The organism is Alcanivorax profundi, from assembly GCF_003597125.1.
Lineage (GTDB): Bacteria > Pseudomonadota > Gammaproteobacteria > Pseudomonadales > Alcanivoracaceae > Alcanivorax > Alcanivorax profundi.
The window spans coordinates 569,904-591,425 of record NZ_QYYA01000003.1; the positions used below are offsets into that span (position 1 = coordinate 569,904).

19 protein-coding genes are annotated in these 21,522 nt (G+C 57.2%); 9 read left to right on the top strand and 10 right to left on the bottom strand.

Going from position 1 to position 21,522, the window contains the following annotated elements:
- Positions 1 to 3 precede the first annotated feature (3 nt).
- Both D4A39_RS12445 and D4A39_RS12450 read right to left on the bottom strand, forming a co-directional pair.
- Positions 4 to 1,029 (bottom strand): AraC family transcriptional regulator, encoded by a 1,026-nt coding sequence (locus tag D4A39_RS12445; protein WP_022986745.1) that lies wholly within the window; start codon positions 1,027 to 1,029, stop codon positions 4 to 6.
- Between the two features lie 8 nt (positions 1,030 to 1,037).
- The gene (locus D4A39_RS12450) at positions 1,038 to 1,730 is read right to left on the bottom strand and encodes an SIMPL domain-containing protein (RefSeq protein ID WP_022986744.1); all 693 of its coding nucleotides are present in this window, start codon (positions 1,728 to 1,730) and stop codon (positions 1,038 to 1,040) included.
- A gap of 181 nt (positions 1,731 to 1,911) precedes the next feature.
- Between D4A39_RS12450 and apbC the strand changes: the two genes are divergently transcribed.
- Both apbC and dcd read left to right on the top strand, forming a co-directional pair.
- Positions 1,912 to 2,997 (top strand): iron-sulfur cluster carrier protein ApbC, encoded by a 1,086-nt coding sequence (apbC, locus tag D4A39_RS12455; protein ID WP_022986743.1) that lies wholly within the window; start codon positions 1,912 to 1,914, stop codon positions 2,995 to 2,997.
- A 120-nt stretch (positions 2,998 to 3,117) separates the two neighbouring features.
- Positions 3,118 to 3,687: a dCTP deaminase gene (gene dcd, locus D4A39_RS12460; protein ID WP_031227096.1), complete on the top strand. Its 570-nt coding sequence runs from the start codon at positions 3,118 to 3,120 to the stop codon at positions 3,685 to 3,687.
- Here dcd and D4A39_RS12465 read toward each other — a convergent pair.
- Genes D4A39_RS12465 through purM form a run of 4 tightly spaced genes read right to left on the bottom strand, consistent with a single transcriptional unit; the run spans position 3,668 to position 6,796 of the window.
- Positions 3,668 to 4,408, bottom strand: a complete 741-nt coding sequence (locus tag D4A39_RS12465; RefSeq protein ID WP_022986740.1) for a DUF3108 domain-containing protein — start codon at positions 4,406 to 4,408, stop codon at positions 3,668 to 3,670. The genes dcd and D4A39_RS12465 overlap by 20 nt on opposite strands.
- 2 nt (positions 4,409 to 4,410) lie before the next feature.
- Positions 4,411 to 5,136 carry a DUF3108 domain-containing protein gene (locus D4A39_RS12470; protein WP_119918219.1) on the bottom strand — a complete coding sequence of 242 codons (726 nt, stop codon included), beginning with the start codon at positions 5,134 to 5,136 and terminating at the stop codon, positions 4,411 to 4,413.
- Entirely contained in the window at positions 5,060 to 5,749 is a 690-nt protein-coding gene (purN, locus tag D4A39_RS12475; protein ID WP_119918255.1) for a phosphoribosylglycinamide formyltransferase, read from the bottom strand. The genes D4A39_RS12470 and purN overlap by 77 nt, the downstream gene beginning before the upstream one ends.
- Positions 5,750 to 5,752: 3 nt before the next feature.
- Complete coding sequence (gene purM / locus D4A39_RS12480; RefSeq protein ID WP_119918220.1) at positions 5,753 to 6,796, bottom strand: phosphoribosylformylglycinamidine cyclo-ligase; 1,044 nt, start codon at positions 6,794 to 6,796, stop codon at positions 5,753 to 5,755.
- 147 nt (positions 6,797 to 6,943) lie between these two features.
- On the opposite strand from purM, the gene D4A39_RS12485 reads away from it, so the two are divergent.
- The 3 genes from D4A39_RS12485 (at position 6,944) to D4A39_RS12495 (ending at position 13,053) form a co-directional block, all read left to right on the top strand.
- Complete coding sequence (locus tag D4A39_RS12485; RefSeq protein WP_022986736.1) at positions 6,944 to 7,954, top strand: DUF2066 domain-containing protein; 1,011 nt, start codon at positions 6,944 to 6,946, stop codon at positions 7,952 to 7,954.
- A 2-nt stretch (positions 7,955 to 7,956) separates the two neighbouring features.
- Positions 7,957 to 8,652: a DnaA regulatory inactivator Hda gene (hda, locus tag D4A39_RS12490; RefSeq protein WP_022986735.1), complete on the top strand. Its 696-nt coding sequence runs from the start codon at positions 7,957 to 7,959 to the stop codon at positions 8,650 to 8,652.
- Between the two features lie 150 nt (positions 8,653 to 8,802).
- A complete protein-coding gene (locus tag D4A39_RS12495) occupies positions 8,803 to 13,053 on the top strand; it encodes a choice-of-anchor Q domain-containing protein (RefSeq protein WP_022986734.1) in 4,251 nt (1,416 codons plus the stop codon).
- On the opposite strand, the gene D4A39_RS12500 is transcribed toward D4A39_RS12495, so the two are convergent.
- Positions 13,030 to 13,323 carry a hypothetical protein gene (locus D4A39_RS12500; protein WP_022986733.1) on the bottom strand — a complete coding sequence of 98 codons (294 nt, stop codon included), beginning with the start codon at positions 13,321 to 13,323 and terminating at the stop codon, positions 13,030 to 13,032. The genes D4A39_RS12495 and D4A39_RS12500 overlap by 24 nt on opposite strands.
- A gap of 115 nt (positions 13,324 to 13,438) precedes the next feature.
- Between D4A39_RS12500 and sthA the strand changes: the two genes are divergently transcribed.
- Entirely contained in the window at positions 13,439 to 14,836 is a 1,398-nt protein-coding gene (sthA, locus tag D4A39_RS12505; RefSeq protein WP_022986732.1) for a Si-specific NAD(P)(+) transhydrogenase, read from the top strand.
- Positions 14,837 to 14,984: 148 nt separating this feature from the next.
- On the opposite strand, the gene smrA is transcribed toward sthA, so the two are convergent.
- Positions 14,985 to 15,578: a DNA endonuclease SmrA gene (gene smrA, locus D4A39_RS12510; protein WP_022986731.1), complete on the bottom strand. Its 594-nt coding sequence runs from the start codon at positions 15,576 to 15,578 to the stop codon at positions 14,985 to 14,987.
- Between the two features lie 91 nt (positions 15,579 to 15,669).
- Between smrA and D4A39_RS17655 the strand changes: the two genes are divergently transcribed.
- Entirely contained in the window at positions 15,670 to 15,993 is a 324-nt protein-coding gene (locus D4A39_RS17655; RefSeq protein WP_146026860.1) for a hypothetical protein, read from the top strand.
- A 407-nt stretch (positions 15,994 to 16,400) separates the two neighbouring features.
- Here D4A39_RS17655 and D4A39_RS12520 read toward each other — a convergent pair whose 3' ends face one another.
- Positions 16,401 to 17,159, bottom strand: a complete 759-nt coding sequence (locus D4A39_RS12520; RefSeq protein WP_119918223.1) for a glutathione S-transferase N-terminal domain-containing protein — start codon at positions 17,157 to 17,159, stop codon at positions 16,401 to 16,403.
- 247 nt (positions 17,160 to 17,406) lie between these two features.
- Here D4A39_RS12520 and D4A39_RS12525 point away from each other — a divergent pair, with 247 nt between their 5' ends.
- Positions 17,407 to 18,618 (top strand): acetyl-CoA C-acetyltransferase, encoded by a 1,212-nt coding sequence (locus D4A39_RS12525; protein ID WP_022986727.1) that lies wholly within the window; start codon positions 17,407 to 17,409, stop codon positions 18,616 to 18,618.
- A gap of 27 nt (positions 18,619 to 18,645) precedes the next feature.
- On the top strand, positions 18,646 to 20,808 hold the full coding sequence (locus tag D4A39_RS12530; RefSeq protein ID WP_022986726.1) for a 3-hydroxyacyl-CoA dehydrogenase NAD-binding domain-containing protein: 2,163 nt from the start codon (positions 18,646 to 18,648) through the stop codon (positions 20,806 to 20,808).
- A 130-nt stretch (positions 20,809 to 20,938) separates the two neighbouring features.
- On the opposite strand, the gene D4A39_RS12535 is transcribed toward D4A39_RS12530, so the two are convergent.
- Positions 20,939 to 21,322 (bottom strand): response regulator, encoded by a 384-nt coding sequence (locus tag D4A39_RS12535; protein ID WP_052017545.1) that lies wholly within the window; start codon positions 21,320 to 21,322, stop codon positions 20,939 to 20,941.
- Between the last annotated feature and the right edge of the window lie 200 nt (positions 21,323 to 21,522).

Sequence of the window (21,522 nt, forward strand, 5' to 3'; positions counted from 1 at the left end):
CTCTCAGTCTTGCAGCTCTTGTTGCCGGTACTGGCCTGGTGTCATGCCGGTGTGGCGTTTGAAGCTGCGTTGAAAAGAGCGAATGTCGGAGTAACCCAGTGCTTCAGCAATTTCTGCCTGGGGTTTACGGGCTTGTCTGAGCTGATGGCGGGCTTCCTGAAGACGAACCTCGTCCAGCAGTTTTTGCCAGCTGTGGCCTTCGTCTGCCAGGTGACGATGCAAGGTGCGCACATTCATGCCGAGACGCTCGGCAATGTTCTCCTTGCGGGGAAGGGTATGGCCAATGGCATCGTGAATACATTGGCGTACCCGGCGTGCCAAACCGGTTTCCACGCCTAGCTTGTCCAGCTGGGCGATGGCGTGAGATTCCAGAGTAGAAAGTAGTAGCGGATCAGGCTGGCGGATCGGCAAATCCAGCAACTGAGCCGGACCGATCAGCGCGGACACCGGTTTATTGAAACAAACTTCGCACTGGAAGATGTCGTGATAGGCCGCTTTGCTGGCATTGTCCGGGGCAGCATGCTCCAGCCAAACCTGATGAGGGGCAAGCTGCTGATTGCCGGTGAGCCAGCGGGCGTAGCACAGCCAGGAGCTGAGGACGTTATCAATCAGGTGCTGGCGGGCGGGCTGGCGTGTGTAACGGCAGTTCCAGCGGATTTGAGCCTGTTCCGGGGTAAGGGCGATATCCGTGGTGCCCATGTCGCCCACCAGCTTTTCATACAGGGTGACCTTGTCCAGCGCTTCGTGCAGGGTGCCGACGCTCATGGCGATATAGCCGATCACATTGTAGGAACCCGGTTGAATGAAGGCTGAGGTGCGCAAGCCAAACAGGGGATCATTGGCTTGCAGGATAAGATGATGAAGCAATGCCTCAAAATCTTCCCCATCGATCCGGGCGTCGGGCTGCGAAAGGGTGTCCCGGGACAATCCAGCAATGGTCATGGCGGCATCAATATCCAGCCCACGGTCTTCTCCGTGCGCCAGATATTGTTGTAGTGCCGCCGCACTGATTTGCCCCAGGTCATTCACGGAGAGGATTACTCCAGTTCGAAAGTGATGCTGACCTGGGCACTGATTTCTGTTTCACCCGGTCGGTAGCTGCCGCCAGCCGCGTCTTCTTTGACACGAGCCATCATCATGACCGGGCGCGGCACCTGTACATTCTGGGCTTCGATGCGAATCGCTTCACCGACACTGCGATCGGCGGCGTCGGCGATCCGTTCAGCGCGACGGCGGGCATCGTCCACAGCTTTTTCCAGCGCGCGATCGGTGTGGATGTCCACATTGCTGATCTCGGTGCCGGCGGGATGCAGGTCTTGCACATTCTGGCTGGCAAGGCCGTCGAGAAGGCGAGTGTAGACGCTCATGCCGCTTACCCGGAAGGTGACATCACGGCTGACCTGATGGCCAAGCAATTTTCGCTCGGGCTGGTATTGCCACTGCGGGCTAATGCGAAGGTCGCTGGCGCGGACCTGTTTTTCGGGAATATCCAGATCGTCTGCCAGTTCCAGCATGTCGCTGACAGCATCATCGACACGATCTTTCAGGGCATCAATGTCGTCCCCTTCCTCACGTGCGGTGGCAGAGACGAGAAAAATGTCGGGCTCTGCATGGGCTTCACCGGTGCCGGTGACACTGATGGTGTCGCGGTCGATTGCCGTCCCCTGGCCGCAAGCCGTCAGGGTAAAAAGGCTGGCGCCCGCCAGCAGAATGAGGGTCATACGTTTCATGATGTCTCCTTGTCCCGCAATGCAAACCGGAAAGTGGGTTGCACCTATTTTGCGCATTTGGTGAAAGATGGCCAGAGGCAAACGCCATCGGTTGTATTGTGATGGGGATATTCCTGGGCACCGTTACTTGGTTGTGACGCGAGTAGCCTCTATCATCGCAGCTCGAAATACGGAGGCCACCATGCATTCAGCCGAGCAACGCATTCGACAGCAACTGGGTCATTTCATTCCCGAGGATCTGGGCGTCAGCCTGGAGAGTATCGGTGCAGTTTCCAACGTGTCGGTGTCGGAATCGCAAGTGAGTGCAGAGGTGGTGCTGGGCTATCCTCTGGAGGGCGTGAAAGCGTCGTTGGAGGCCAAAATTGGAGAGCATTTGGCGGATGCCCTGGAGGGGCGGGCGCTGTCGTTGAGCCTGCGTAGTCAGGTTGTTCCGCACCGGGCACAGAGTAGTCTTCCTGCCCTGGATCAGGTTGCCAATGTGATTGCGGTGGCATCGGGCAAGGGCGGTGTGGGTAAATCCACCACGGCGGTGAATCTGGCCCTGGCGCTGCAGGCAGAAGGGGCCCGCGTGGGTTTGCTGGATGCAGATGTATTTGGTCCGAGTCAGCCGTTGATGCTTGGCAAGCCGGACGGCACGCGCCCTGAGGTGCTGGATGGCAAGGTCTTTGTTCCCGTAGAAGCCTATGGCTTGCAGACCATGTCCATGGGGTATCTGACGACAAAACAGACGCCGGTGGTATGGCGTGGCCCGAAAGCCAGTGGTGCGCTGGTGCAGATGATGGAGCAGACCCGGTGGAAGCAGCTGGATTATCTGCTGGTGGATCTGCCGCCGGGGACCGGTGACATCCAGCTGACCCTGGCACAGAAAATTCCGGTCGCCGGGGCGGTCGTTATCACGACACCGCAGGACATTGCCCTGCTGGATGCGATCAAGGGTGTGGAAATGTTCCGCAAGGTGGACATCCGGGTATTGGGGATTGTGGAGAACATGGCGGTGCATATTTGCTCGCACTGTGGCCATCAGGAGCATGTGTTCGGCCAGGGGGGCGGCCAGCGCATGGCCCAGGATTACGATACCGAGGTGCTGGCAGCGTTGCCGCTTTCACTAAAGATTCGTGAGCAGGCCGACAGCGGTGAACCGGTGGTGGCCGCTTGCCCGGACAGCGAGGAAGCCGGGCTCTATCGCCAGGCAGCCCGACGGATGGCGGCGAGATTGTCGTTGACCGAGGCGGGCAAGCGGGCTTTCCCCAAGATTACCCAGCACTGACGCCGTTACAAAGAAGGCTCATGCCGATGATGGGCTGTCTCTGGCATCCGGCGTTCCGCGTCTATACCATTGAGCGCTTCATCACACTGGCCCCAACCATTTCGGAATCGAGAGGCAGCAATGACTATTAAATCGGATCGCTGGATTACCCGTATGTCCAATGAGCACGGCATGATCGAGCCGTTTCAGTCCGAACAGGTGCGGGCCGATGCCGAAGGCAACAAACTGATTTCCTATGGGGTCTCCAGCTACGGGTACGATGTTCGCTGTGCCGATGAGTTCAAGGTGTTTACCAACATCCACTCAGCCACAGTCGACCCGAAGCACTTTGATGAACGCAGCTTTGTGGACATCAAGGGGGAGTACTGCATTATCCCGCCAAACTCCTTTGCCTTGGCGCGAACGGTGGAATACTTCCGCATTCCGAGGAATGTGCTGACGGTGTGTCTTGGGAAATCCACGTACGCTCGCTGCGGGATTATCGTCAACGTAACGCCGCTGGAACCGGAGTGGGAAGGGCATGTCACCCTGGAGTTTTCCAACACCACCACCTTGCCGGCAAAAATTTATGCCAACGAAGGGGTGGCGCAGATGCTGTTCTTCGAATCCGACGAGGTTTGCGAAACCTCTTATGGAGATCGTGGCGGCAAATACCAGGGGCAGCGCGGGGTTACCCTGCCTCGGGCGTAACCGTCTTTGCCGGCTCGGCGGGTGTTTCCGGTTCGCTGTAATCGATCATGATCATGTCGGCTTTCAGGAAGGTGCTTTCGATGTGCCTTGCCTTCACCACCATGTAATCCAGTGACGGCGCAACCCAGAACAGGGTGCGCCGTTTTTTCTTGCTGTCGCCATCACGTTTTTTCTCTACCAACAGGGTGTCCAGTTTACCCAATGGGGTATCGATGGTTTCTTCGTCGATAACCACGAAATGATGGGTGCGAAGCCGGTCACCATACACACTGGTGACGGTATAGTTTCTCTCGCCGCTGGCGAAGACACAGCGCCCACGCAGCAAAATGGTTAGCTCGTCGAGGGTGTTGTCGGGGATGTCCAGACTCTCTTGGTCATCTTCCGATTCGTTATGCACCTTGGGAGGGTTCCACTGAAAGTCCATGCGGTGAAACCGGTGCTTGCCGAAGCCTTCGAATTCGTGCAGGTATTTTTGCGTGCGCGGCTGGCAGTCACGCCATTGAAAGAAGCTCTCTTCGGTGTTGGTCAGCATGAAAGATTTGGCTTTCAAAAGCATGTGGTAGTTATCGTTACCATGAGCTGGTTTTAGCACCAGATCCGCTTTCACCGGGGTGGGCAGCTTGTTCACATAAATACGAAATTCTGCCGCGAATGGTGCAAGACTGCCGGCCAGCAGTAATGGGCTGTACGACAGTAGCAGAGCAAGGAGAAAAGCGCGCACGGTTAGAGCCCTTCCAGAGATTGCAGTGTCATGACATGTTCGCCATCGTTGTTTTTCTGCAGCAACTGTACCAGAAGAAAGTTATGGGAAGGTGCAAACCACATGAAGGTTTGTCGTTCACTGTCTTCAGCGCGGATACGTTGAACCTTGACGGTTTTGAGTCGCTTGCCGTCCACGTTCAGAGACTCTTGTCCTACCACCTTGAAATGCTGCTGTTCCAGTTTCTTTTCATCGGCCACGTCAAGGCGGATATCTTGCTTGCCTTCGGCAAGGGCGCACTGCAGTGCCAGGCTGACTGACAGCTCATCGGTGGCGGCATCGGAGATAGGATAGCTCAGCATGTCTTTGCCGGTACGTTCACTGGCAGCAATGCCTGCTTCATGGTCCAGATGAAGCTTTGCTTCCTTGACTCGTCCGAGTCCTTTACGCATGTAGCCGTAATAGCTGCTTTGTGGTGTGCAGGACTGCCAGTTGAACAGGGCGGTTTCGCGAATCTCTCCGAGCCAGTTACGGGCACTGACTTCCATCTTCCAGAGCCCGCCTTGCACTTGATGCAGGCTTCGTGTGGCAGTGATGGAAAAGGGGATGCCTTCGCTTTTGAGCCGGTAGTCCAGGTTGAAAGGTGCAACAGGGGGCTGTGCAAGCGCGCTACTAGCGGCCACCAGCAAAGCGGCCGCCAGGATTAGCCTGGGAAGATTGATAACCCTGCGCAGGGAGAGGCTTGCCATCCAGTGTGACTCCATTGTCTGTCAGTACCAGGCGCTGCTGGGCGCGCCATTGCAGCACCATTGGATAAAGCTGGTGCTCACACAGTTGTACCCGTTTTGACAGGGAATCGGCAGTATCGTTCGCATTGATGGTAACGCTGGCCTGGGCAATCAGCGGGCCGCCATCCAATTCTTCCGTGACAAAATGGATGGAGCAGCCGTGGCGCTCATCCCCTGCCTCCAACGCGCGGGCATGAGTGTTGAGGCCGCGGTACTTGGGTAGCAGGGAGGGGTGGATATTGATGAGCCGGCCAGCGTAATAAGCCACGAAGACCGGTGACAGAATGCGCATGAACCCTGCAAGCACAACGGTATCCGGCTGGTAGGGCTCCAGTGCGTCCACCATGGCCTGGTCAAAGGATTCGCGGTCCTCGAACTGGCGATGATCCAGGGTCAATGTCGGGATGCCGGCCTGTTTGGCTCGCGTCAAGCCTCCGGCATCCGCGCGGTTGGAGAGCACAGCGCAGATGCGGGCTTTCAGTTGCCCGGCCTCAATCGCATCCAGAATGGCCTGCAGGTTGGTGCCGGAGCCGCTGATCAATACCGCCAGGCGGTGAGGCTGGGAGTCAGTCACCAATCAGGATTCCAGGCCGTCCAGTACCACTTCTGGCTCGCCATCGGCGGCGCGGATTTCGCCCATCAGGAAGGCTTTCTCGCCTTCAGCTTCCATGAGCGCAAGGGTGGCATCAACTTGATCGGGGGCTACGGCGATGACCATGCCGACACCGCAGTTGAAGGTGCGATACATCTCAAAGGCGGGAACCTGGCCTTCCTGCTGTAGCCACTGGAAGACAGCCGGGAATTCCCAGCTGCGGGTATCGATCACTGCCTGGGTGTTTTCCGGCATCACGCGGGGCAGGTTTTCCGGCAAGCCGCCGCCGGTAATGTGGGCGAGGGCATGCACGTCAACCTGCTCGAGCAGCTTGAGAAGGGGTTTGACGTAAATGCGGGTGGGGGCCAGCAGGTGCTCGATCAGCGGCTTGCCGTCCAGTTCGATGTCGGTGTCTGACTGCGCCATGATACGGCGGATCAGGGAATATCCGTTGGAGTGGGGACCGGACGCGGCCAGTGCGATCAACTTGTCGCCGGCCTGCACCTTGCTGCCATCCAGAATGCCGTCTTTTTCCACCACGCCGACACAGAAGCCCGCCAGGTCATAGTCCTCGCCTTCATACATGCCTGGCATTTCTGCCGTTTCGCCGCCGATCAGGGCGCAACCTGCCATTTCGCAACCTTCGCCAATGCCGGTCACCACGCTGGTGGCGGTTTCCACATCCAGCTTGCCGGTGGCGTAGTAATCCAGAAAGAACAGCGGTTCGGCGCCGCCTACGATCAGGTCGTTAACGCACATGGCGACCAGATCGATGCCGACCTTGTCGTGACGGCCGGTATCAATGGCCAGGCGCAGTTTGGTGCCAACGCCGTCAGTGCCGGCAACCAGAACCGGGTTCTTGTAGCGGGAAGGCAGCTCACAGAGGGCGCCAAAACCGCCCAGGCCTCCCAGAACTTCTGGCCGTGTGGTGCGTTTGGCGACAGGGGCAATGCGCTTTACCAGCTCGTTGCCAGCATCAATGTCTACGCCTGCGTCACGGTAAGTCAGCGGCCGTTTGGATTCGGTCATGGGAGGCTCCGGATAGGTGAAGGCGCGTATTTTAAGAGCCTGAGGGCTATCTTTCCACTGCTGTGTTGGGTTGAAAATCCGGTTCGCCTGCACGCAGTGAATAGGTGATAATGGCGCGCTTCAAAGAACAGGCTGGATTTCGCACCTATGCGGTTTGACAGATTACGGGTTGTGCTGGCATCGATACTGCTGGCGTTGGCCGCCCCGGCGATGTCCGGGGCGCTGGATACAGTAGATGTGCCGGTTGCGGACCGCAGCGCGGATGCCATGGAGGCTGCGCTCAAGGCTGGGCTGGATGAAGTGCTGGTCAGGTTGAGTGGCTCCCGTGATGTGCTTGATGAGCCTGTCGCGCAGGACGCTGCCGAGCAGCTGGATCGCTGGGTCACCCGTCATGATTATCGCGATAACAGCCTGGTGGCCCATTATGACGTTCAGGGGTTGCTGGGGTTGCTGTCGTCAGCGGGAGTGCCCGTTTGGGGGCTACCGCGTCCCCGTTTGCTGGTCTGGCTGGTCGATCAAGGTGCAGGCAAAGGGGATATGGTCTCCCCTGAGCACCCCCTGTATGCCGAGGTTGAGGCCGAGGCGGCGCGGCGTGGGTTGTCGCTGGTGTTCCCTCAGTGGGATAGCGAGGACAGGAATGCGCTGGCAGTGGCCGATATCCGGGGGCGTTTCGATGACCGGCTTGAACAGGCCTCTGCCCGATATCCTCATGAAATGACTGTGGCCGCGGTGCTATATAGCGGTTCCTCCGCCAAGGTAAGTTGGCGCATCCTCCAGGGTCGCAAGACGCTGGAGCAAGGGCGTCTGGAGGCGGATGATAATTCGGCAGCGGTGGCGAGGTTGGCGGATGAGCTGGCCGATACATTGGCGGGTCGTTTTGCGGTCAAGGGCAATCGTACCGAACAGCGCACGCTACTGACCGTGAACGGTGTCGATAGCCTGTCTGGTTGGCACAGCTTGGATCAAAACCTGAAAGGAATCAGCGGGATGCAGCAGGCCATGCTGATCCAGGTCTCGGATGCCTCGCTGGTCTATGCGTTGGATTTTGCCGCCGATGACAGCCAGCTACGTGACTTGCTGGAGTTATCGTCCAGCCTGCGTCCCTGCCCGGACCCGGCCGTCCCCGGTCCACAGTGGCTGTATTGCTGGCAAGGCTGATCATGCAACAAAGTGGACAACTTCCCCTGGCCCTGCAACTACGGGAAGGGAATGACCTCGAAAACTTTGTGCCAGCAAGCAATGGTGCGGCGCTGCAGGGCGTGCATGAAGTGGTGACAGGCAATGACCGTCAGGCCTTTGTATGGGGGGCGACCGGGCAGGGCAAGAGCCACCTGTTAGAGGGCGCGGTCCGTCTGGCCCAGCAGCAAGGGTTGAGTGCGTGTTTATTGCCAGCCCGGGAGCTCATACCCCTGAGCCCGGAAGTGCTGGAGTCCATGGAGCAGTTCACCCTGCTGGCACTGGATGATGCGGAGCACTTTGCCGGGCAGCCACAGTGGGAAGAGGCGCTTTTCCATCTTTATAACCGTCTGATGGCCAACGGTGGGCGCCTGGTGGTGACCGCCAGCGCTTCACCGGGGGCATTGGGGCTGGCGTTACCGGATCTGGCGACCCGGCTGGCGGCCGGCCCGGTTTACCGACTCCAGGTATTGGAAGAGGAAGGGCTGGAAACCCTGCTGCAGGACAGGGCAAAGGCCAGGGGACTCAAGTTGGAGAGGGATGTGGCCCGTTATGTGGTCACCCGTAGCGAGCGTAGCCCGGCAGCGCTGCTCGCTCTGCTGGAGCGCCTTGACCGACTGGCACTCGCGCAACAACGTTCTGTCACTATTCCCTTTGTCAAGGATGCGCTGGGGTGGTAAAAAGACTCGCTTAACAGATAAACAACAGTTTGCTACCGATATTGACGGTAGCATTGCTCGTGATTACATGGGGTTACATGGCTTCCAGCCCCGCGAGTGGAATGACTATTAGAACAATAATGCCAGGCGTTGAGCCTGCAGGAGAATAGAATGCGCCACCTTGGGCTACGGTATTGCCTTGCTGGCTGCGCCATGATTTTCGCGGCCTCTACCCATGCGACGACCTATGAGATTAACAGTACAGAAGATGCTGAGGTCACGGTTGTTGTGCATGGATCTGGTGAGAATGCTGAGTGGCTGGTGACTACCAGTCTTGCTGATGGGTTCTGTTCGCTGCGGGAAGCGGTTGTTGCCAGTAATTACCAGATTGAAGTCGATGGCTGTGCGGCCGGAACAGCCAGCAATATCATTCGTTTGGAAGAAGAAGAGACCTACTTGCTGACTGAAGGTGAGTTGGTGGTGGGTAACGGCGAACGAATCATTATCACCGAAGATGAGTCCACCTCTCCCTCCACTTTCACCGATACAACAGAACCCCTCCAGGCTCAAATCCGCTTTGAAATGATGCTTGATGCATTTGAAGAACCCGATGGAAAGGTTTTTCCTGTCATTTCTGCTGCACAACAATCCCGACTCTTCAATATCGATCCAGGCGGAGCCATGACTCTTGTCAATGTCGTGCTGGAAGAGGGAGACGCAAGCAGTGACGATGGCAATGGTGGCCTTATTACGGCAAACGGGCCGATTGTGATCAACGAAAATGTGACCTTCCAGCGTGGACGTGCGACTAACGGTGGTGCGCTATATCTGAAAGAGGGCTCCGGTGTGGCTTTCCTTAACGGCGCCCGATTTGAAGACAATGTTGCCACGGGAGTCGGAAGTGTTATCGCCACAGATGATACTTTTGTGAGCTCTGTAATTGGCTATTCCTTTTACATGGCGGGAAACAGTGCACAGGGCGGAGCAGACGCAGCACTCATCCATATTGATGGTGATGAGGATTCGCGGGTGGGGCTTGAGCTGATTAACGGCACCATGACTGACAATACTGGCGGTGCGATCAATGTTGTCACTGATAACTACACCGCCATCCTTTCCAACATGACCATTGCTTTCAATGATGGTGTCGCCCTGACGTTGGCTGAAACCGCGTTTGATGATCCAGCCAACGCTGAAGTAACGGACCATATTCTGCATACGGTAATGGTCGGCAATGACGGAGGGGCTTGTGCAGGGGCGGGTCTGGATGGCTCGGCTAACCCCGATGCTGCAGCACGCCTTCTTTTCACGATTACGGATGACTCCTCTTGTCCTCTGCCAGAAGAACAGACTGAAGGAACCCCCGTAACCAATGATCCAAACGGTGCCACTGCCGATGTCTTCCTGGGGGAAGGTCGACGGGCTTGCGGACATGTTGATTTCGGTGGTGAGCAGACCGGGGCGGGTGCCTGCCCTCCCATGACGGCGGAGGCGCTGGGTGGGCCATATCCAGGCTTTCTGCCCAATCCCGAGCCGAGTGCTGTAATTGGTGGGGATCCCATGGCGCCAAGCCTGTTCGATCGGGGGTTCCCGGAAAACGTGGCTTCGGTGGATCAGTGTGAAACCAGCGATAATCGTGGAAACGCACGAGGTGGTGCAGGTGGGCGTTGTGATATTGGTTCCATCGAGTATCTGAGGGCACAGGCAATCGCTGACGAAATTGACCTGATCAGCGGCAAAAGCGTGTTGGCGGATGTGATTGCCAATGATCTCAACGACACCACCATTGACTGTGCACGTGTGTCGGCACCTGATGAGTGCTTGACGGTAGTGATTCAGCCGGAGCGAGGTTCTGCAACGGTTGAGGTAGACGGAGACGGTTATCCAAGAATCCGATACCGCCCAGCCAGTCGTTTTCAGGGTGTAGACCAATTGCGTTATGAAGTTCACCGGGATGCCTTTTTCGGCGGTACAGACATTGGCACCAATCAGAGTGAAATTGCGAACCTTGTTGCTGAGCCAGCCAGTGGCCTTACCGAATCCAAAAGTATTGGCGCGCAGGGTGGCTTGATGCTGCTGTTACTTGCGGTTGCCGGGATGATCCGACGATTCCCCAAACTGTTGCCCGGCCTTTTGCTGGTGGCTGCTGCACCAGCGATGGCGGTAGATATCACCGTCAATTCGCTCAGAGATGATGTGGTTCCGATCAAGAATGACGGATTGTGCACCTTGCGAGAGGCCTTGGAGAATGCTTCCGGCGCGGGTAGCCCGGATTGTGCCTACGGTGGACAATCTGAAGACCGTATCCTGCTTCCTGCTGGCGAGATCAATCTGCAGTCGACCCTGATTATTGAGGGGGGGAGTGTGGTGATTGAGGGTAAGGGGGTCCAGGATGAGGATGCCGGTGATGACGAGGAAACACAGACAAGAATTCTTGGGAATAACACTTTTCGTCTGTTCGAGGCGCAAGCTCCACAGAATAGTGGGCAGCCAGGGGTGACTTTCCGGTATCTGACTCTGGAAAGGGGCGCGGCTACCGATAATGGGCAGCAGAACTCCGGTGCTGGCGGGGTAATCATCACCGGCGGATCAGTGATCTTTGACCGGGTTGCGATACTCGACAATCATGCAGATACCGTGGGCGGAGTTGCTTTTGTCCGTACCAATGCGGGTAACAAGAAACTGATTAGTTTTAATAGAGCCTACGTTCGCGGCAATACGGCGGGCATCTCCGGAGGTGTCTTGTCGACTACCCCACTGAGCAAAGAAGTTGTTGAAGTGGCGATGGTTGACAGTACCTTTGAGAACAATTCCGCAGCGGTTGAGGGTGGTGTCATTGATGCGAATATTGCTGCCGGGCAATTGGCGGTGAGCAACAGTACCTATGTGTCCAATAGTGCTCCGGAAGGCGCTGCGATGGACCTTTCTGACATGATTATCAACGCGACCATCGCTAACAGCACCTTCCTGAACAATGCGGGCGGTGGTAATGGCATTGAACTAGGAAATGCCGATATCCGGCTGCAGCTGGGGAATTCAATCTACTTTGGCAGCGGAGATGCCTGTAGCACGGACACGACAGATCCTACGCCCCTTTATACTAGTCACTACAACGCGTTTTCCGGTGCAGCCTGCGCAGCAGATACGGAAAGTGACAACCAATCCGGAGTAGGGACGACAGCGTTGTCCTCAAGTTTGACGGCGGCAGAAGGCAGTGCCGTAGATTATGTGCCGCCATACCTGGCCATGTCAGATGCTGCCAATGACATTATTCTGGTTGACAAGGGTAACGACGAGGACGCTTTGCAGTCAGGTACTGCGCAGCCTAAAAGCTGTCGAACCACCGACCTCAGAGGGATTTCACGAACGTCAGGTGACGGATGTGACATAGGTGCATTTGAGTACCAGCAAATCACAGCAGGTGATGATGAGGCCACTAATCGAGCCTTGCCGGATCGACGTGCTGCCATTGATATCCTGGAGAATGACCTCGCCAGCGATGGTGCAGAAATTGTGTATCTGGAAGAGCTTGATCCCAGAGTTTTCAAGTCAGGGGTTTTCTGGTTCGAGCATGCGGAGTTGGATAACAATGATCCCCCTGTGTATCAAGGCACTGGTTTCATGTATGAGCAGGATGCTGATGATCCGACCTTGTTTGTCCTTGATACGGCAGGTACAGCAAGTGAGGCGGTCAATGGTGCCTCAATTCAGTTCGTTTGGCTTTATTACAATGAAAACCGTACAGGCTATGACCTGAAATGTGGAGATCCGATCTCTCAGGATGTTATCGATGCCAATCCAGATCTGCTGGAGGATGGTGATGTCGCTGACGAGTGCATTGTGTTGTTTACGCCAGCCAATACCGAAGTCTTCAATGAAGGTGTTTGCCAGGCAGAAGCGGATGAGCCTGTTGTGACGGCATTCCTTTATGGGTTTGAAGACAGCGAAGGCCAGATGGTTCAGGCAGGAGAGGAAGCCACCGTTGAAGTGACGATTACGGACAAGGCACCTATCCTCGAGGGCAAGTCAGTAGTCAACAAGCGCGGAAACAAGGTCGTGTTCAAGCTTAGCGCATATGATCCCGATGATCCTGATGCCGAATTCGACTGGAGCAAGTACTTTATTCATGTTCGTACTGAACCATCGTTTGCCAAAGAGGATGAATACGGTAGTGCTATCGACAAGGGTTTGATCATTGATCAGGAGACTGGCACGGTGACTTACCTTCCGGACAGTAACCTTAGCCCGTTCAAGGATTCTTTCTCGCTTGAGGTGGAGGATGTGCTCTGTGACACCACTTCAACAGCGGCGACTTTCACGATCAGTTACCCGAGTGAGTCGGCCTCTGGCGGAGGAGGGAGTGCCGGGGCACTGCTGCTCGGTGCAATACTGTTGCTGTTACGCCGCCGGTTTGCGGCGTAACAGGGTTCGTTTGATCAGCTCCCACACCAATGCGCCCAGTATCATGCTGAGCAGCAACATAAACAGCTTGGGTATGTCTGCCAGTGTCCAGAACAGGATGTCGATACTGGTGGGCTCCAGGTTCTGGAACACCACAATGACCAGCAGCACCAGCCCCAACAGTTGCAGCGCGCCAAGGGGATGAGCCAGCAGCCATTGTCCGGATTTCTTGCCGCCCCGGGCCAGGGCGGAGGACTTCTTGCCTGTGTTATCGAGCTTGTGATCATCCATGGCGGACTCCTTTCATTGCTGTGTGCTTTTTCCTTCTCCTTCTCACCATAGTCCAACTCGTCGCCAGCGTGCCAGCCCTCTATACTTGTTGATCTGTAGACAAGCGGAGGTATGAATGGATATCAGTGCGGGATGGGATCTTGTTGTAATTGGCAGTGGCCCGGCAGGTGAAGCGGCGGCCATGCAGGCGGCCAAGAAAGACCTTCGCGTTGCCATTGTGGAAGATCAGCCCTCGCTGGGTGGAAACTGCACTCACTGGGGCACCATTCCCTCCAAGGCGCTGCGGCATCAGGTCCGCCAGGTAATCCGCACCCAGCGCAACCCCCTGTTGCGCGGCATCATCAACCCGCGGGAAATTCGTTGGCAGGATCTGATCGCCCGTACCCGCGAGGTCATCGATTCCCAGGTCAAGGTACGTACTGACTTCTATATCCGAAACCGGGTGACGGTGTTCGGCGGGCGTGGACGCCTGATCAGTCCTAATGAAGTACAGGTGGATGACAGGGAAGGGCGTCAGCATCTGCTCAAAACCCGCAATGTCCTCATTGCTACAGGCTCACGGCCATATCACCCTGAGGATGTGGATTTTGACCACCCAAGGGTTTACGACTCCGATACGGTCCTGACCATGGATCACACCCCGCGTCATCTGATCATTTACGGTGCGGGGGTGATTGGTTCCGAGTATGCCTGCATTTTTACCGGCCTGGGGATCCGGGTTGATCTGGTGAACTCCCGTGAGCATTTGCTGGATTTTCTGGATACGGAAATTTCAGATGCGCTCAGTTACCACCTTCGCGAACAGGGGTGCACCATCCGCCAGGGTGAGCAGTACAAGCGAGTGATGGCGGATGGCGATGGCGTGACCCTGGAGCTGGAATCGGGCAAGAAGCTGCGTGCGGATGCGCTGCTGTGGTGTAACGGTCGCTCCGGGAATACTGCGAATCTGGGGCTGGAAGAGGTGGGGCTCAAGGCGAATAGCCGCGGCCAGCTCAGTGTCGACGAGCGCTACCAGACAGCACTGGAGAACATCTACGCCGTCGGCGATGTGGTGGGCTGGCCCTCACTGGCCAGTGCCTCCTACGATCAGGGGCGTTTCTGTGCGGCTGCCATCGCCGGGGATGAGATCAAACAGGTCAAGGATGTCCCTACCGGCATCTACACCATCCCGGGCATCAGCAGTGTGGGGCAGACCGAACAGGAGCTCACCGAAGCCAGAATTCCCTACGAAGTGGGGCAGGCGTTTTTCCGTAATCTGGCGAGAGCCCAGATCACAGGTGAGCGGGTCGGGATGCTGAAAATTCTCTTTCACCGTGAGACATTGGAAATCCTCGGAATTCACTGCTTCGGCTACCAGGCCATGGAAATCGTCCACGTAGGCCAGGCGATCATGCGCCAGCCCGGCGAGCAGAACACCCTGGAATACTTCATCGATACCACCTTCAACTACCCGACCATGGCGGAAGCATATCGGGTGGCGGCGATTAATGGGATTAATCGGATACGGCGGTGATTTCAGTTAACAGTTAACAGTGAATAGTGAACAGCGCGCGTAAGCGCCTTGTTTTGATCTGAAACGTATGAGGCCGCGCCCAAACCATGAGCGCGGCCTCATACGTTTCAAAACCCAAAAACTCAATCGCGTCGCTGTTAACTGTTCACTATCGATTGTTCTTCCCCGCCTCCATAAAAAACTCCCGATTACGCTGCCTCGCCTGGCCATTTTTGCGGACCAGAACGTAGGTGGCGCCGGTGCCGCCGCGGTTGGCGGGGGCGGTGTGGTAGGCGAGGACCAGGTGGCTTTCCTGTAGCCAGTGCATCACGTAGCTCTTGAGAAAGCCGGGGCGCTCGCTGTGCAGGCCCTTGCCATGGCTGATCAGGACAGTACGCTGGTTTTGTTCATGGGCCCGGCTGAGGAACTCATGGACCAGGGTGCGGGCTGCCATCAGCTTGACCCGATGCAGATCCAGCACGTCCTGGGCGTCATATTTGCCCAGCCGCAGTTTGCGGTACACCCCTTCCTGCACGCCATCCTTCTTGACCCCGATGATGTCCAGCGGGCCCACCTGCTCAACGTGCTCGGGCACGGTCAGGGGGTTGTTGTCCTGCTTGCCTTCTGTCACTGCAGAGGCACGGCGCAGTTGTTCGCGAATGCTGTCCTGGCGTCGCGGGCTGGCGTCATGATTGCGCCCGTCAGGCTTGATGGGGGTCACATCGGCCATTTCCTGGCGAAACAGGTCGTCGTCGCTGTTCATGTGCGGCCTCCAGCATGTTTGCACTGTTTTACTTGCATGGTACCCAATGCCGGCAGAAACTGGGAGTGAGGGTCCGCTCTGAGGTGATGATATGGAACGCCGACGATTCAGAAGACCGCGCCTGAGTCTCAATGTTCAGGCTTGCAGTAACGACCATGCTGTTGGGCATGTGCTGAACCTCACCGATGAAGGGGTGTGCCTGACAGGCCGTGGAGCCCCTCCTGCCGAACCGTTTCCTCTCAAATTCGAGCTTCCTCTGCCTGTGTATGGTCAGAGGGAAATCCATGTGCTGGCAGAGCCACGCTGGCACGATTACCTGTCCAATGGTCATTGGCGGGGAGGGTTTTATCTGCAGGCTGATAATGATGCGATAGCGCTATTAACCACGCTGGCAGGGCGATACGGCGACCGCTGATCTCGGTTGATCAACAGGTTCCCGAATTTCAGAAAAACCCGTAGCGGGCAGGCCAGCATGGCTGACCTGCCTGTGCCCCCACTCATTCTGAGCGGGGATTCACCATCAGAGGTGACTCGTCAGGCCGAGACCTTACTGCGGCCGTGAGTCGCGGGTTTCTCGCGACTCATTGTTCTCCTCTGAATTGTGCCGATGGCGTTTTGCGTCGCGTTTGCGGCGTTCACGATCAGCACGTTTGTGTTCTTCTTCCCATTCATCGGGCTCATAGTCATCAAAGTGTCGACGACCCATCTTGCTGCTCTCTTTCCAGCGGGTGAGTGGAGGGTTCCTGCGGATATATAGCACTAAAACGGGGAAGGGAGAAGGGCCCGGCACACCTTTGTATTCATGTGCCGGGTGAGAGCCGACTAGCGTGCGTAGGTCCGGTCCAGATAGGCCAGAATATCTGCCGATTCATATAGTGCCGTCCCGGTATTGGGATCCACCAGATAGGGGACGGCAATACGGCCGGTTTTTTCCATCAGGGTCACCCGATTACGCTGGGTCGGCTGGTAATCGGGGGCCAGGCGTTTGCGCACGGGCGGAAGCACCCAGTCCTGCCATTGGTCGCGGCCACACTGTCGCAGCAGGTAGGGCAGCTGCAGTTCGGTGAGGCGTTCGCGCACCAGGCGTGCAAACGGGCTGGCCTCGAAGGAATACAGCTCCAGCGGTTGTTCAGGTGCGCGAGATTCCATCAGGTGCAGACCATGACGGGCGCGGGGCAGGGAAGCGGCGGTGGCCGCGGCGGTACGCAAGCTGCGTACCAGCCAGCGCTGCGGTGCGGGCCGACCGCCGTACTCGTTGTAGAGGTACTCAATGATATCGGCAGACTCGTACAGGGCGGCGCCCGTGTTGGGATCCATCAGGTAGGGAAACTGCTGTTTGCCGCCCAGGCGCTCCACCAACGGCCGGTAACGGTCGCCGCCTTTGGGGCAGGGGAATACCATCACATCCAGATCCAGATCGGTGAGGGCCTCACGGACCAGGCGACAGAAGGGACAGCCTTCCATTTCATACAGTTCCAGCGACTCGGCGGGAGTCTTGCGGTGGCCGCGGGTGGCAATGCCGCGGCCCTGCTGCAGGGCTGAAGAGGTCAGCGATTGCAGCACATCCAGGGTATGAGACATGTTCGTGCTCCTGTTTACGATGACCGCACCATAGCAGTTCCCCGGCGGCGGGCAATGGCTGCACAGACAGGGCCAATCTGTTTGCCCTTTCCGCTCAAGTCGCTTGTTAACTCATGTCATTGAGTGACGGGGCCGGGGCAGGCACTCTTACCGTCTTTCTATCGTGGGCAGGAAGCCTGTTTTCGCACTGCCCTTCATAACCCGTCAGCAGATCGCTGACATCTGCCTGAGGCAAGAGGAAGGTTCCATGACCGAAGCCTATATCTACGACGCGATTCGTACGCCCCGAGGCCGGGGCAAGAAGGACGGCTCGCTGCATACCGTGAAGCCGATCACCCTGGTTGTTGGCTTGATTAACGAACTGAAGGCCCGCTTCCCGAACATGGACCCGGCGATGATCGATGACATCGTCATGGGTATCGTGTCCCCGCTGGGCGATCAGGGCGGTGTGCTGCCCAAGATTGCGGCCCTGGCTGCCGGTCTGCCGGAAACCGTATCCGGTCTGCAGATCAACCGTTTCTGCGCCTCTGGCCTGGAAGCGGTAAATCTGGGTGCCATGAAAGTGCGCTCCGGTTTCGAAGACCTGGTACTGGCCGGCGGTGTAGAAGTCATGAGCCGTGTTCCCATGGGCTCTGACGGTACGCCCTGGGCGCTGGACCCGGAAACCAACTACGACACGGGCTTTATCCCGCAGGGCATCGGTGCTGACCTGATCGCGACCGTGGAAGGTTTCACCCGTAAGGACGTGGATGAGTACGCCGCCAATTCGCAGGCCCGTGCAGCCAACGCCTGGGACAAGGGTTACTTCGCCAAGTCCGTGGTGCCGGTTAAAGACATGAACGGCCTGGTGGTTCTGGACCGTGACGAGCACGTTCGCGCCGGCACCACCGCCGAAGCGCTGGGTAACCTGAACCCGTCTTTCGCCATGATGGGCGAAATGGGCGGTTTCGATGCTGTGGCACTGCAGAAGTACCACTGGCTGGAAGAGATCAACCACGTTCACACCCCGGGTAACTCCTCCGGCATCGTGGACGGTGCAACCCTGTTGCTGATGGGCAACAAGGACGCCGGTGACAAGATCGGTGCCAAGCCCCGTGGCCGCATCGTTGCCACCGCTGTGAGCGGTGCGGATCCGACCATCATGCTGACTGGCCCGGCACCGGCGGCCCGCAAGGCCCTGGCCAAGGCCGGCATGACCGCCGACCAGATTGACCTGTGGGAAATCAACGAAGCATTCGCTTCCGTGGCCATGCGCTTCATGAAAGACATGGGCATCAGCTATGACATCACCAACGTGAACGGTGGTGCCATCGCCATGGGTCACCCGCTGGGCGCCACCGGTGCCATGATCGTCGGCACTGTGCTGGACGAGCTTGAGCGTCGCGACCAGAAATTCGGCCTCTGTACCCTGTGTGTGGGTGCAGGTATGGGTATCGCCACCATTGTTGAGCGCCTGTAAGCGGCCACCGGAATTGGAGATATTGAAATGACTGAATCGACTATTCGCTGGGAAAAGGGCGCGGATAACATTGTTACCCTGACCCTGGACGATCCGCAGCAGTCTGCGAATACCATGAATGACCGCTACACCAAGTCCATGCACGACACGGTGGAGCGTCTGGAAAAAGAAAAAGCCGACATTGCCGGCGTTATCATCACCTCTGCCAAGAAAACCTTCTTCGCCGGTGGCGACCTGCGTGACCTGATCAAGGTCAAGCCGGAAAATGCCCAGGAAATGGCGGATGGCGGCAAGTTGCTCAAAGGCGATCTGCGCAAGCTGGAGACCCTGGGTATTCCGGTGGTGTGTGCCCTCAACGGCACCGCGCTGGGTGGTGGTCTGGAAATTGCCCTGTCCTGTCATCGCCGTGTTGCCCTGAACAACCCGAAAGCCCAGTTTGGTCTGCCGGAAGTGTCGCTGGGCCTGCTGCCGGGCGCCGGTGGTATCGTGCGTACCGTGCGTATGCTGGGTATCCAGAACGCGCTGATGAACGTGCTGATGCAGGGTCAGCGTATGAAGGTCGACAAGGCCCTCAAGGTTGGCATCATCGATGAAGTGGTCGACTCTGAAGAAGAGATGATCGCCAAGGCCAAGGAATTCATCCTGGCCAACCCGAAGTGCCAGCAGCCCTGGGACGAAAAAGGCTACAAGATCCCTGGCGGTACCCCGTCCACCCCGAAGTTTGCTGCCAACCTGCCGGCCTTCCCGGCTAACCTGCGCAAGCAGCTGAAAGGCGCCAACTACCCGGCACCGAAGAACATCATGGCGGCGGCTGTCGAGTCTGCCCAGGTAGACGTGGACAACGCCTTCAAGATTGAAGAGCGCTACTTCATTGATCTGGTGACCGGTCAGGTTGCCAAGAACATGATCAACGCCTTCTTCTTCAACCTGCAGGCCATCAACGGTGGCGCCAGCCGTCCGAAAGATGTGCCGAAGTTCACCGCCAAGAAAGTCGGTGTACTGGGTGCGGGCATGATGGGTGCCGGTATTGCCTACGTGACCGCCATGACCGGTTCCGAAGTGGTACTGAAAGACATCTCCGTCGAGAATGCCGAGAAGGGCAAGGACTACTCCCGCAAGCTGCTGGACAAGGCCATCTCTCGCGGCAAGATGACCGAAGAGAAGAAAGAGCAGGTGCTGTCCCTGATCACCGCGACTGCCGATGCCAAGGATCTGGAAGGCGTGGACTTTGTTATCGAAGCCGTGTTCGAAAGCACCGAGCTGAAGCACAAGGTATTCCAGGAAATCGAAGACGTGGTACTGCCCGACGCGGTACTGGGTTCCAACACGTCCTCCCTGCCGATCACGGGTCTGGCCAAAGGCGTGAAGAAACAGGATAACTTCATCGGTATCCACTTCTTCAGCCCGGTAGACAAGATGCCGCTGGTGGAAATCATCTGCGGTAAGGACACCTCTCCGGAAGTGCTGGCCAAGACCTACGATTACTGTCTGCAGATCCGCAAGACCCCGATCGTGGTCAACGATGCGCGCGGCTTCTTCACCACCCGTGTCATCGGCACTTTCGCCAACGAAGGTATCGCCATGCTGGGCGAAGGCGTTTCTGCCGCGTCCGTAGAGCAGGCTGCCCAGCAGGCTGGCTACCCGGTAGGTACCCTGAAGCTGATCGATGAAATCAACATGGGCACCGCCCTGAAGATTTCCAAGGCAGCGGAAGACGATGCCAAGCGTGATGGCACTCCGCCGCCGCCGCATCACCCGGCTGGTGACGTCATGAAGAAGATGGTTGAAGAGCTGGATCGTCCTGGCAAGCTGCAGGGCAAGGGCTTCTACGACTATCCGGAAGGTGGCAAGGCCAAACTGTGGCCGGGTCTGAAGGATGCCTTCGGTGACTCCACCGAGATTCCGATGGAAGACATGAAAGAGCGTATGCTGTTCATCGAAGCCATGGAAGCGGTGAAGTGCTTCGAAGAGGGCGTTATCGAGTCTGTCGCCGATGCCAACATCGGTTCCATTTTCGGTATCGGCTTCCCGGGCTGGACCGGTGGTGTGATCCAGTACATCAACCAGTACGAGGGTGGTCTGAAGGGCTTCGTTACCCGCGCCCAGGAACTGGCCGCCAAGTACGGTGACCGCTTCAATCCGCCGGCATTGCTGGTCGAGAAAGCCGAGAAGGGCGAGATCTTCGAGTAAGCTCTCTCCAGTCATAAAAAAAACCCGGCTTCGGCCGGGTTTTTTTATGGGGGAGTGCAGTGCAGGGGTTAGAGCACTCCGTTGTTGCCAGGTTGTCGATTGGCTTTGCGCAGGCAGGCCGTCAGCGAGCTTATGCGATTGCGTGGCTGGCGTGAGGTGAATCCGGCATCATGCTTTGGAGCCAGCGACGAAGTTCGCTGGGTTTTAGGGGCTTGGGGAGCAATATATCTCCACCGGCGTCGAGACATTGCTGTCGATACGCTTCGCTGCTGTTACCGGAAATAAACAGTATCGGCAGGGTAGGTGCCTGGTTGCGGACCTCTCTTGCCACGGTAAATCCATCCAGAATCGGCAGCTCCACATCCGCCACAAGCATGTCTACCTCGCGCTGCTGAAAGAGACGCAGGGCAGCCTCACCGTCGGCGGCCAGGACATAGTCATGGCCCATTTCCTCGATGATACGGCAGATGATAAGACTGACGGCTTTATTGTCTTCAACAACCAGAATTTGCATACCTGATTTGTAGCCCAAGCCCGCACGGGAAACAAGGGCAAGGCGCTTCTTTGACACGCAAGAGTGTGACAAGGTGCGACAGGCGGCAATTCTGACTGCTGGAAATTGATATAATTGGTCCGTTAAGCCCTTACGGGGGTAAAACCGTGTCAATTAGCTGCAGTTTCTTTATTATTGGCGTTCCACGGCCCCAACGGGCC

Bases quoted from the DNA above. Each gene is read 5' to 3' on its own strand.
- D4A39_RS12450 (WP_022986744.1), bottom strand. From the start codon at position 1,730: ATGAAACGTATGACCCTCATTCTGCTGGCGGGCGCCAGCCTTTTTACC.
- apbC (WP_022986743.1), top strand. From the start codon at position 1,912: ATGCATTCAGCCGAGCAACGCATTCGACAGCAACTGGGTCATTTCATT.
- dcd (WP_031227096.1), top strand. From the start codon at position 3,118: ATGACTATTAAATCGGATCGCTGGATTACCCGTATGTCCAATGAGCAC.
- D4A39_RS12470 (WP_119918219.1), bottom strand. From the start codon at position 5,136: ATGGCAAGCCTCTCCCTGCGCAGGGTTATCAATCTTCCCAGGCTAATC.
- purM (WP_119918220.1), bottom strand. From the start codon at position 6,796: ATGACCGAATCCAAACGGCCGCTGACTTACCGTGACGCAGGCGTAGAC.
- D4A39_RS12485 (WP_022986736.1), top strand. From the start codon at position 6,944: ATGCGGTTTGACAGATTACGGGTTGTGCTGGCATCGATACTGCTGGCG.
- hda (WP_022986735.1), top strand. From the start codon at position 7,957: ATGCAACAAAGTGGACAACTTCCCCTGGCCCTGCAACTACGGGAAGGG.
- D4A39_RS12495 (WP_022986734.1), top strand. From the start codon at position 8,803: ATGCGCCACCTTGGGCTACGGTATTGCCTTGCTGGCTGCGCCATGATT.
- D4A39_RS12500 (WP_022986733.1), bottom strand. From the start codon at position 13,323: ATGGATGATCACAAGCTCGATAACACAGGCAAGAAGTCCTCCGCCCTG.
- sthA (WP_022986732.1), top strand. From the start codon at position 13,439: ATGGATATCAGTGCGGGATGGGATCTTGTTGTAATTGGCAGTGGCCCG.
- smrA (WP_022986731.1), bottom strand. From the start codon at position 15,578: ATGAACAGCGACGACGACCTGTTTCGCCAGGAAATGGCCGATGTGACC.
- D4A39_RS17655 (WP_146026860.1), top strand. From the start codon at position 15,670: ATGGAACGCCGACGATTCAGAAGACCGCGCCTGAGTCTCAATGTTCAG.
- D4A39_RS12520 (WP_119918223.1), bottom strand. From the start codon at position 17,159: ATGTCTCATACCCTGGATGTGCTGCAATCGCTGACCTCTTCAGCCCTG.
- D4A39_RS12525 (WP_022986727.1), top strand. From the start codon at position 17,407: ATGACCGAAGCCTATATCTACGACGCGATTCGTACGCCCCGAGGCCGG.
- D4A39_RS12530 (WP_022986726.1), top strand. From the start codon at position 18,646: ATGACTGAATCGACTATTCGCTGGGAAAAGGGCGCGGATAACATTGTT.
- D4A39_RS12535 (WP_052017545.1), bottom strand. From the start codon at position 21,322: ATGCAAATTCTGGTTGTTGAAGACAATAAAGCCGTCAGTCTTATCATC.